The 1,586-nt window shown below is 56.5% G+C and carries 2 protein-coding genes; both read right to left on the reverse strand.

Annotated elements, in window-relative coordinates:
• Window positions 1-277, reverse strand: a 277-nt coding sequence (locus HY2_RS17390) for an alpha-L-fucosidase (protein WP_034829163.1), incomplete at its 3' end; no start/stop codon positions are given.
• Window positions 253-1,554: an enolase C-terminal domain-like protein gene (locus HY2_RS15255; RefSeq protein WP_034829165.1), complete on the reverse strand. Its 1,302-nt coding sequence runs from the start codon at window positions 1,552-1,554 to the stop codon at window positions 253-255. The genes HY2_RS17390 and HY2_RS15255, both read right to left, overlap by 25 nt.
• Between the last annotated feature and the right edge of the window lie 32 nt (window positions 1,555-1,586).

Below are 1,586 nucleotides of genomic sequence, written 5' to 3' on the forward strand. Positions count from 1 at the left end.
TATCCTCAAATAACATCGTGTTCTGGTACCATTCGGCATAGGGGGTCAGCGAAAAGGCCTTGGCCTCTCCTTCTGATGTGCCCTGCAACTGGTCCATTGAAGTCTTGTGCGGCGCGAAGGCCGGTATCGAGTATGGCCCCCAGTGGATGAAAATGCCGAATTTTGCATCGAGAAACCATTCAGGAGCCTCATGCGCCTGAAGGCTTTCCGCATTGGCGTCATATTGCGCGACAACTTTACGAGCTGCCTGTGTCACGATGCCATCTCCGTAGCCCATTCCTTGCCGTGCGGGAATTCGTGATCCGCAATGCTCTGCGGCCACAGATCCACAGAATAGCCAGGCGCGATCGGCGCAACATATCGCCCTTCGCGAATTTCTATCGGATTACGAAAGTGCTGGTGAAGGTGCGCGGCGTGTTCGATAACCCGCCCTTCCATTGTACCCGAGATGCAGACATAGTCGATCATCGACAAGTGCTGCACATATTCGCACAGGCCCACACCACCCGCATGCGGACAAACAGGTATACCGGCCTTGTCCGCCATCATCATCACCGCGATTACCTCATTCACGCCGGCCAGACGGCATGCATCAATCTGGCAGAAGCCAATCGCTTGCGCTTGCAGGAATTGCTTGAACATCACGCGATTATGGGCGTGTTCCCCCGTCGCCAGCAAGATAGGTGACACCTGGTCAGCAATGGCCTTGTGACCCAAAACATCATCCGGACTGGTCGGTTCCTCGACCCAATAGATATCATAAGGCGCCATGGCCTTGATGGCTTTAACCGCCTCCGCAACATTCCAGACCTGATTGGCGTCTACGCTGAGCTGCACCTCTGAGCCTAGCGTATCGCGGAACAGCTTGCACCGGGCGAGATCACCCTGCAGGTCTCCGCCCACCTTGATCTTGAAGTGCCGCCAGCCTTCGGCATAAGCCGCTTTCAGTCGGCGGACGATTTCCTCATCCGTATAGCCGATCCAGCCTGCAGAAGTCGTATAGGCCGGATAGCCATCCCGCATCAGGGTTTCGATCCGTACGGCCTTTCCAGCCTGCTGCTCCGTAAGGCGTTCCAAAGCCTCTTCGTACGGCAGATAATCTGCGATATGGCGAAAGTCGATGGCAGAGACAATACGTTTGGGCGACATGTCGCTGACATAGCGCCAAAGCGGTTTGCCCGCACGTTTTGCCAAGGCATCCCAGACGGCATTGATCAGCGCCGCCGCAGCCAGATGCACAACGCCCTTCTCCGGGCCGAGCCAGCGATACTGGCTGTCATTGAGAAGAAGGCGGGAGACGAGCCCCAAATCCTCTTCAAACTCATCCAGACTACGCCCGATCAGGTGAGAGCCAAGTCCCTCAATCGCTGCGACACAGAGATCATTGCCGCGCCCGATAGTGAAGGTCAGGCCATTGCCGGATTGTTCACCGGCGCTCATCTTCAGCGTGACATAGGCGCAGGAATAATCCGGGTCCGGGTTCATGGCGTCAGATCCATGCATGTGGCGGGACGTTGGAAAGCGAATATCCCGCGCGTCAAGACCGACAATCATGCCTTCACCCCCAGTTTGAGGCTTTGCACGGC

It is taken from the genome of Hyphomonas pacifica (assembly GCF_000682675.1).
Taxonomy (GTDB): domain Bacteria; phylum Pseudomonadota; class Alphaproteobacteria; order Caulobacterales; family Hyphomonadaceae; genus Hyphomonas; species Hyphomonas pacifica.